The 7749-nt window shown below is 69.5% G+C and carries 7 protein-coding genes and 3 pseudogenes; 3 read left to right on the top strand and 7 right to left on the bottom strand.

The window, feature by feature from the left end; translation table 11 throughout:
* Positions 1–4: 4 nt before the first annotated feature.
* Positions 5–250 (top strand): annotated as a pseudogene (locus A5708_RS27345) (DNA topoisomerase); the annotation flags it as partial.
* A gap of 36 nt (positions 251–286) precedes the next feature.
* Here the strand turns inward: A5708_RS27345 and A5708_RS02115 are convergent.
* From A5708_RS02115 to cspA, 3 genes and pseudogenes are all read right to left on the bottom strand, one after another.
* Positions 287–1144: pseudogene (locus A5708_RS02115) on the bottom strand (toprim domain-containing protein); the annotation flags it as partial.
* 213 nt (positions 1145–1357) lie between these two features.
* Complete coding sequence (locus A5708_RS02110; protein ID WP_065027034.1) at positions 1358–1957, bottom strand: hypothetical protein; 600 nt, start codon at positions 1955–1957, stop codon at positions 1358–1360.
* A gap of 164 nt (positions 1958–2121) precedes the next feature.
* A complete protein-coding gene (gene cspA / locus A5708_RS02105) occupies positions 2122–2325 on the bottom strand; it encodes a cold shock protein CspA (RefSeq protein ID WP_007166602.1) in 204 nt (67 codons plus the stop codon).
* A 283-nt stretch (positions 2326–2608) separates the two neighbouring features.
* Between cspA and A5708_RS02100 the strand changes: the two genes are divergently transcribed.
* Both A5708_RS02100 and A5708_RS02095 read left to right on the top strand, forming a co-directional pair.
* On the top strand, positions 2609–4990 hold the full coding sequence (locus A5708_RS02100) for a DEAD/DEAH box helicase (RefSeq protein ID WP_231117790.1): 2382 nt from the start codon (positions 2609–2611) through the stop codon (positions 4988–4990).
* 251 nt (positions 4991–5241) lie between these two features.
* Complete coding sequence (locus tag A5708_RS02095) at positions 5242–6279, top strand: PAS domain-containing protein (RefSeq protein ID WP_065027033.1); 1038 nt, start codon at positions 5242–5244, stop codon at positions 6277–6279.
* A 77-nt stretch (positions 6280–6356) separates the two neighbouring features.
* Here the strand turns inward: A5708_RS02095 and A5708_RS25870 are convergent.
* From A5708_RS25870 to A5708_RS02080, 4 genes and pseudogenes are all read right to left on the bottom strand, one after another.
* A pseudogene (locus A5708_RS25870) lies at positions 6357–6578 on the bottom strand (Rv3654c family TadE-like protein); the annotation flags it as partial.
* A gap of 31 nt (positions 6579–6609) precedes the next feature.
* The gene (locus tag A5708_RS02090; protein WP_196772496.1) at positions 6610–6912 is read right to left on the bottom strand and encodes a TadE family type IV pilus minor pilin; all 303 of its coding nucleotides are present in this window, start codon (positions 6910–6912) and stop codon (positions 6610–6612) included.
* A gap of 23 nt (positions 6913–6935) precedes the next feature.
* Positions 6936–7136: a DUF4244 domain-containing protein gene (locus tag A5708_RS02085; RefSeq protein WP_064885260.1), complete on the bottom strand. Its 201-nt coding sequence runs from the start codon at positions 7134–7136 to the stop codon at positions 6936–6938.
* Between the two features lie 18 nt (positions 7137–7154).
* Entirely contained in the window at positions 7155–7748 is a 594-nt protein-coding gene (locus A5708_RS02080) for a type II secretion system F family protein (protein WP_196772495.1), read from the bottom strand.
* Position 7749: the final 1 nt, after the last annotated feature.

The following is a 7749-nucleotide window of genomic DNA, read 5'->3' as shown; positions in this document are numbered from 1 at the left end:
GCAGCTGCGCAAGGCCAACGAGGTCACCGTTCTCGACGAGGCGAGCGCGACGCAGCTGGCGGCGGGCCTGCGCGGCGCCCAGCTCAACGTCGCGTCGGTGGAGGAAAAGCCCTACACCCGGCGCCCCTACGCGCCGTTCATGACCTCGACGCTGCAGCAGGAAGCCGGCCGCAAGTTGCGGTTCTCCTCCGAGCGCACGATGAGCATCGCCCAGCGGCTGTACGAGAACGGCTACATCACCTATATGCGTACCGACTCCACCACGCTGTCGGAGTCGGCGATCAACGCCGCGCAGGCCCGCCGCCAGCTGCGTCGCGCTCGCCTCGTCGAGAACGGTGACCTCGTTGGCCTTGCGCAGCTGCCCCAGCGAGTCGAAGTCCCGGCCGGCGGCCACGCGCAGGCCGTCGACGCCGGTCAGGCGGGCGGTGAAGATGGGCGGCGAGGCCTGCGGGTCGGACACGCTGGCATCGAGCTGGGCCACGATGTCCCAGTAGGAAGCGCTGCGAAAGGCCATGCGGTCGCGTTCGCGCTGCACGATGATGCGGGTGGCCACCGATTGGACCCGGCCCGCCGACAGCTTCGGCGCGACCTTCTTCCACAGCACGGGGCTGACCTCGTAGCCGTACAGGCGGTCCAGGATGCGCCGGGTTTCCTGCGCGTCGACCAGGTCGATGTCCAGGTCGCGGGGGTTCTCGGCGGCCTCGAGAATGGCCGGCTCGGTGATCTCGTGGAACACCATCCGCTTGACCGGGATGTTCGGCTTCAGGGTTTCCAGCAGGTGCCAGGCGATGGCTTCGCCCTCGCGGTCACCATCCGTGGCCAGATAGAGCTCGTCGACTTCCTTGAGCAGGCCCTTGAGCTCGGTCACCGTGCTCTTCTTCTCGGGGCTGATGATGTACAGCGGTTCGAAGTCCGCATCGACGTTGACCCCGAGGCGGGCCCACGGCTCCGACTTGAATTTCGCCGGCACGTCGGCGGCGGCGCGGGGCAGGTCGCGGATGTGACCGCGCGACGACTCCACGATGTACCTGGAGCCCAGGTAGCTGGCCAGTTTGCGCGCCTTGGTGGGCGACTCGACAATCACGAGTCGCCGGCGGCTGCCATTCCCGCCGCTGCCGGTGTCCTTTAGTTTCGGGTCAGCCAACTGCCCTTACGCTCCATCTCTGATTGGTCCCCCCTGCGAGACCACTGCAGGAAGAATGACAGGTCGGCATCGAAAATTCCGGTGAAATTCAGGTACGCGACCGTTCCTTCGCCCTGCGGCACCTGACAATTTCGCACCCTTGGCCGGGCCTGCGCAAACTGACATCCGCGAAAATGCCGGAAAGCCGACACAGTTTCGGGCGTTTACTCCAGCCTAGACTCGCGGCCACCGCGACAGCGCCTCATCGCCATCGGGCGGCTCGCCCACGTTCTCTACCAGGCGCGATAGCCTGCGCCGCCCACTGATCCGCAGCGCCGGCCGGCCACCGCGGGTGCCGATCAGGGTGGGCGCGATGCCGACGCGCATCAATGCCGACGCCAGCGGCGAGTGCGTGTCCGGCGCGTGCGGGTCCAATGCCAGCAGGTAATGCTCGCCCTCGGGGTTTCCGGCCGCCAACGTCCACGCCCGCAGCTCGCGCGGCCCGGGCAGCCAGCGCGGCGGTACGGTCTTGACGGCACCGCGCGTCCATTCGGCGGCCAGCGTGCTCAATGAGGGGTCCACCGCGGTGCGCACCAGCGGGGTGTCCTCGTCGGTCCGGCTGATCTCGGCCACCAGGCCCGCCTCCCGGATCATCTCGGCGAGCGCCGAGGCCCGCCAGGACTGGTCCACGACCACCGACAGCCGGGCACCCGCGACCTGGCTTTCGCCGGTGGCACCCACGGTGACGATCTGCCCGGACGCCGCCAGCACCCCGGAAAGATCGGCGACCGCGGGCGGCACCGACTCCGCTGTAAAGAAGGAAAGCTGGCTCACGCCACCGACAGTAGGCCAGGGGGCCCATCCGCGTCTTGAGGCAACCGGCGCGGCGTCCGGGACCGACGGGATGCGCACCTGGTCGCGCCGGTAAAAGAGGAAACCCCCCGGCCGGACCCGCTGGGCGGGTCTGCACGGGGGGATCCGTTCAGGTCTGCTCTGTCTTAGACGGAGCGGACTCCGGTGGCCTGGGGGCCCTTAGGGCTGTGGCCGATCTCGAACTCGACCTTCTGGTTCTCTTCGAGGGTGCGGAAGCCCGAACCCTGGATCTCCGTGTAGTGGACAAACACATCGGCGGAACCGTCTTCGGGGGCGATGAACCCGAAGCCCTTCTCCGCGTTGAACCACTTCACAGTTCCCTGTGGCATCTCTCGATCTTTCCTTTTCTTCTGGGTGCGGAGCATCGCCTTTCGATGCCCCGGGCCTGGTACGACCGCCATACCTCGCTGAGTCGCCGGAACTTCACCCGACCGATTAACCTCGCAGGAACCGCGGCCGCAACGTCGATCCTGCGAAAGTTTTACACGAACACAGAAGCTGCGACCGCAATTAGTCAACCATGTTCATCGCGTCGGCGACAGACTTGTGTCTGCCGCCGATTCGAAGGCCGATTCCAGCGCCGATTTCACAACGGATTCCGGAGGGAGTGAGATGGCGAGTTTCGGCAGCGACCTGCTTGCCGCCGCGCTCGCCGGAACAGCGTCGGACGAGCGCCCGCTGCGTCACGTCGCCGAACTGCCACCACGCAGCGGCCGGCCGCGGGAGTGGCCGGCCTGGGCCGCGCCCGACGTGGTCAGCGCGTTCGCCGACCGCGGGATCACCTCACCGTGGTCGCATCAGTTCGCCGCCGCGGACCTGGCGTACGCGGGCCGTCACGTCGTGCTCAGCACCGGTACCGCGTCGGGCAAGTCACTGGCCTATCAGCTCCCGGTCCTCAACGCGCTGGCAACCGATCCGCGGGCTCGGGTGCTCTACCTGTCGCCCACCAAAGCGTTGGGCCACGACCAATTGCGGGCCGCGCACGCGCTCACCGCGGCGATTCCACGGCTGCACGACGTCGCTCCCACCGCCTACGACGGCGACAGCCCAACCGAGGTCCGACGCTTCGCGCGGGAACGTTCGCGGTGGTTGTTCTCCAACCCCGACATGATCCATTTGTCGATCTTGCGCAATCATGCCCGTTGGGGCGTCCTGTTGCGTGGCCTTCGCTTCGTGATCGTCGACGAATGTCATTACTACCGTGGGGTTTTCGGTTCCAACGTGGCGATGGTGCTGCGCCGCCTGTTGCGGTTGTGCGCCCGCTATTCGTCGTCGCCGACGGTGATCTTCGCCAGCGCGACAACGGATTCACCGGGCGCGACGGCCGCCGAACTCATCGGGCTGCCGGTCGAGGAGGTCACCGAGGACGGTTCACCGCAGGGCGCCCGGACGGTGGCGCTGTGGGAGCCCGCGCTGCGGGCCGACCTGACCGGCGAGAACGGCGCGCCGGTGCGCCGCTCCGCCGGTGCCGAGGCGGCGCGCGTGATGGCCGACCTGATCGCCGAGGGCGCTCAGACCCTGACGTTCGTGCGGTCGCGCCGCGCCGCGGAATTGACCGCGCTCGGCGCACAGGCGCGGCTGGACGAGATCGCCCCGGAGCTGTCCCGACAGGTCGCGTCGTATCGGGCCGGTTACCTCTCCGAGGACCGCACCGCGCTGGAGCGTGCGCTGGCCGAGGGCCGGCTGCGGGGTCTGGCCACCACCAACGCGCTGGAACTGGGCGTGGACATCGCCGGACTGGACGCGGTGGTGCTCGCCGGTTTCCCGGGCACGGTGGCCTCGTTCTGGCAGCAGGCGGGCCGGTCCGGGCGGCGCGGCCAGGGCGCGCTGGTGGTGCTGGTCGCCCGCGACGACCCGCTGGACACCTATCTGGTGCACCACCCCGCTGCGCTGCTGGACAAGCCGGTCGAGCGGGTCGTGATCGACCCGGCCAACCCCTACATCCTGGGTCCGCAGCTGCTGTGCGCGGCAACCGAACTACCGCTCGAGGAAGCGGAGGTACGCGCCCTCGACGCCACCGAGGTGGCCGACGGCCTGGTCGACGACGGGCTGCTGCGGCGGCGCGGCGGCAGGTACTTTCCGGTGCCCGGCTTGGAACCCCATGCCGCGGTGGATATCCGGGGCTCGGCGGGCGGTCAGATCGTCATCGTGGAGGCCGACACCGGAAGGCTGCTGGGCAGCGCCGGCGCCGGTCAGGCGCCGGCCACCGTCCACCCCGGCGCGGTGTACCTGCATCAAGGCGACAGCTACGTGGTGGACTCCCTGGACACCGAGGAAGGCATCGCGTTCGTGCACGCCGAGGACCCCGGTTACGCGACGTTCGCGCGCGAGATCACCGATATCGCCGTCACGGGAACCGGCGAGCGCCTGACGTTCGGGCCGGTAACGCTTGGTCTGGTGCCGGTCAGGGTCACCCATCAGGTGGTGGGGTATCTGCGCCGCCGGCTCTCCGGGGAGGTGATCGACTTCATCGAATTGGACATGCCGGAACACACCCTGGCCACCACGGCGGTGGTGTACACCATCACCGAAGATGTGTTGCAGCGCAAGGGCATTGAGGCAACGCGAATCCCCGGAGCGCTGCACGCCGCCGAACACGCGGCGATCGGGCTGCTGCCGCTGGTGGCCAGCTGCGACCGCGGCGACATCGGCGGGCTGTCCACCGCCGTCGGGCCCGACCCCCTCGGCCTGCCCAGCGTCTTCGTCTACGACGGTTACCCGGGCGGCGCGGGATTCGCCGAGCGGGGCTTTCGCCAGGCCCGCACCTGGCTGGGTGCGACAGCAGCCGCCATCGAAGCATGCGAGTGCCCGCGGGGCTGCCCGTCGTGCGTGCAATCCCCCAAGTGCGGCAACGGCAACGACCCGCTCGACAAGGCGGGCGCGGTGCTGGTGCTGAAGCTGGTCCTCGCAGAATTGGCGCAGGGCCCCGGGAGGGCAGTTTCCGCGGATGACGACCGACCCCTCGACGGTCGACCCAGCGGATTTGCCTCGTGACGCCCACGCCAAGAACACATTTCCTGCTGCTCAAGAAATGGCGGCGTGCTGTCGCACTGAATGAGAAAAACGATTAGTTGTGGGCCATCCGCAACCCCGACGATGCGGACGCAGCAGCAAAGTACCAAGGCCCAGACGGCATCGCAAGCACCACCGACGCCGGTGACGGCTGCCGGCCGCGGAGGTCTTCGGCGCCCGGCGAATCGGCCGCACTCCCCCACACCCCTCGCCTCATCCGTAAACTCGGCCGCATGGCCCACGACTGGTTGCTCGTGGAGACACTCGGGGGTGATCCCACCGTGGTGGCGCAGGGCCGCCAGCTCAAAAATCTCGTCCCCATCACCACATTCCTGCGCCGCAGTCCCTTTCTGGCCGCGGTCCGCACGGCGATCACCGAGTCGGTGCAGACCGGGCAGGCCCTGACCAGCATCACGACCAAGCGGGACCGCATCATTCGCACCGAACCGGTGGTGATGTCCGACGGCTTCATCCACGGCGTGCATGTCTGGACCGGTCCCGCCGACGTCGAGCCGCCCGAGCGGCCGATTCCGGGGCCGCTGAAGTGGGACCTGACCCTCGGCGTGGCCACCGACACCCGCGAATCGCTGATCAACAGCGGCAAGAACCCCGAAGTCGAGGTCACCTTCGGCAGGGCCTTCGCCGAAGACCTCCCATCCCGTGAACTCAACCCGAACGAGACCAAAGTGCTGGCCATGGCGGTCAAGGCCAAGCCCGACCAAACACTGTGCAGCACCTGGGATCTCACCGACTGGCGCGGCGAGGCGATCCGGATAGGTTTTGTCGCACGCACGATTCTGGAACCGGGACCCGACGGCCGGGAGCACCTGGTGGCGCGGGCGATGAACTGGCAGTCCGAACTCAGGGGCCCGGAGGTGTCGACCGATGATCTGGCGCAACGGATCCTCAGCGGGCTGGCCCAGGCCGGGGTGCACCGGGCGCTGATCGACCTCAACACCTGGACGTTGCTCAAATGGCTCGACGAGCCCTGCACGTTCTACGACTGGCGCAGCAGTGAGACGGGCAAGCCCCGGGTTCACCCCGATGACCACGATCTGATGTCCACCATGACAAGGGAATTCAGTGGGGGCGCCACCAGCCGGGTGTTGCGGATGCCCGGGCACGACGGGGATTGGGTGCCCGTGCACGTCACGGTCAACCGGGTGGAACTCGAACCGGACACGTACGCCGGGCTGGTCTCGCTGCGGCTGCCCACCGACGAGGAACTGGCCACCGCGGGATTGTCACCCAGCCCCGACGCCGCGACCTGATCGACTTTCCCCGTCGCCGGCCCTGCCCGCGCGGCGGCCTGCGCCGCGCCGCCGAACGCGACGGCCACCCGCGCGGTGACGATGACATCGAGACCGTCCACCGCACAGCCGATGTCATCGATCCGCATCCGGCGTGCCACGCCCGCAGCACTGGCGCAGGCCGCATCCGCTCCGGAAGTCAGCCGCGCCGCGCCCGCCAGCGCGGCCAGGTCGGCAACCGCCTGCGCGCGGTGGCGGGCCACCACCGCCGAGCCCAGGTACGCGCCGGCGCCGGTCACCGCCAGCAGCACCACGATCATCCAGGCCGCGACCAGGGCGGCCGAGCCCCGCTCACCGCGACGGCTCGGCCGCCGAGACCGCTTTTGCCGCAATGTCGATGGTGGGCAACAACTTCGAATGCGCGACGACGGTGGCCACCAGGAAGTCGCCGTCGCGGCGCAGGTCGATCCGCGCGCCACCGGGCGCCAGCCGGCGCGCGGCGGCCACCGCGGAGCGTTCGTCGCCGCGCGCCGCCAGCCGGGCGGCTTCGCGGGCGGCGTCGACGCAGCGCACCTGCATCGACACCGCGCTGACACCGGCCAGGCACAGCACCAGCACCACCACGAGCGCGGCGATGCCCAGTGCCGCCTCCACGGTGGATGCGCCGGCATCGCCGGCTACACCTTGGTGTTGAGCGCGCGACCGATGATGTTGGTCAGCGCCGAGACGATGGAATCGCCGGTTACGACGGTGTAGAGCACCGCGCCGAAGGCCGCCGCCGCGATGGTGCCGATGGCGTACTCGACCGTCGACATGCCCGACTCGTCGGCCACCAGCACGGCCACGCGTGCCGAGAATTCGCGAAACATGTTGACCATCAATCGTTTCCTTTCGTTTCACAGCAGGCCCGACTGCAAGACATCGCCGGCCAGACCGGCCACCACCGGGACGATGCCCAGGCAGACGAACGCCGGCAGGAAGCACAGGCCCAACGGTCCGGCGATCAGCACGCCGGCCCGCTCGGCCGCGGCGGTCGCCGCGTGCGCGGCGTCGTGGCGGGACTCCCCGGCCAGCTCGGTGACGCCGCCGGCCAGCGCCGCGCCCGAGGACGCCGAGCGCCTGGCCAGCCGCAGCAACGCATCGATCTGCGGATCGGCCGCGTTCTGCGGGCCGGGCGGAATAGACCAGGCGACAGCGGGATCCGCACCGAGCGCGAGCAGGTCGGCGGCGCGGCGCAGCACCCCGGCCAACTTTGGCGGCGCCGCCGGGGCCGCCGCCGCGGCGGCCGTCGACACGGCCATGCCGGCCCCCAGGCACACGGCCAGCACGTCCAGACAGGAGGCGACCGCCAGCGGATCCGGCCCACGCGACGGTGCCCGGCCCCGCGACCGTCGACCGCCACGCATCGGCGTCCCGATGCGGCTGCGCACCAGCGAGGGACCGGGGCCGACCCACAGCGCCACGGCCAGCAGCACCGCCACGAAATCCATG

The sequence above is a fragment of the Mycobacterium colombiense genome (assembly GCF_001672755.1).
GTDB classification, from domain to species: domain Bacteria; phylum Actinomycetota; class Actinomycetes; order Mycobacteriales; family Mycobacteriaceae; genus Mycobacterium; species Mycobacterium colombiense_C.
The sequence above is the reverse complement of the archived record's forward strand: the minus strand, read 5'-3'. Positions and strand labels throughout refer to the sequence as shown.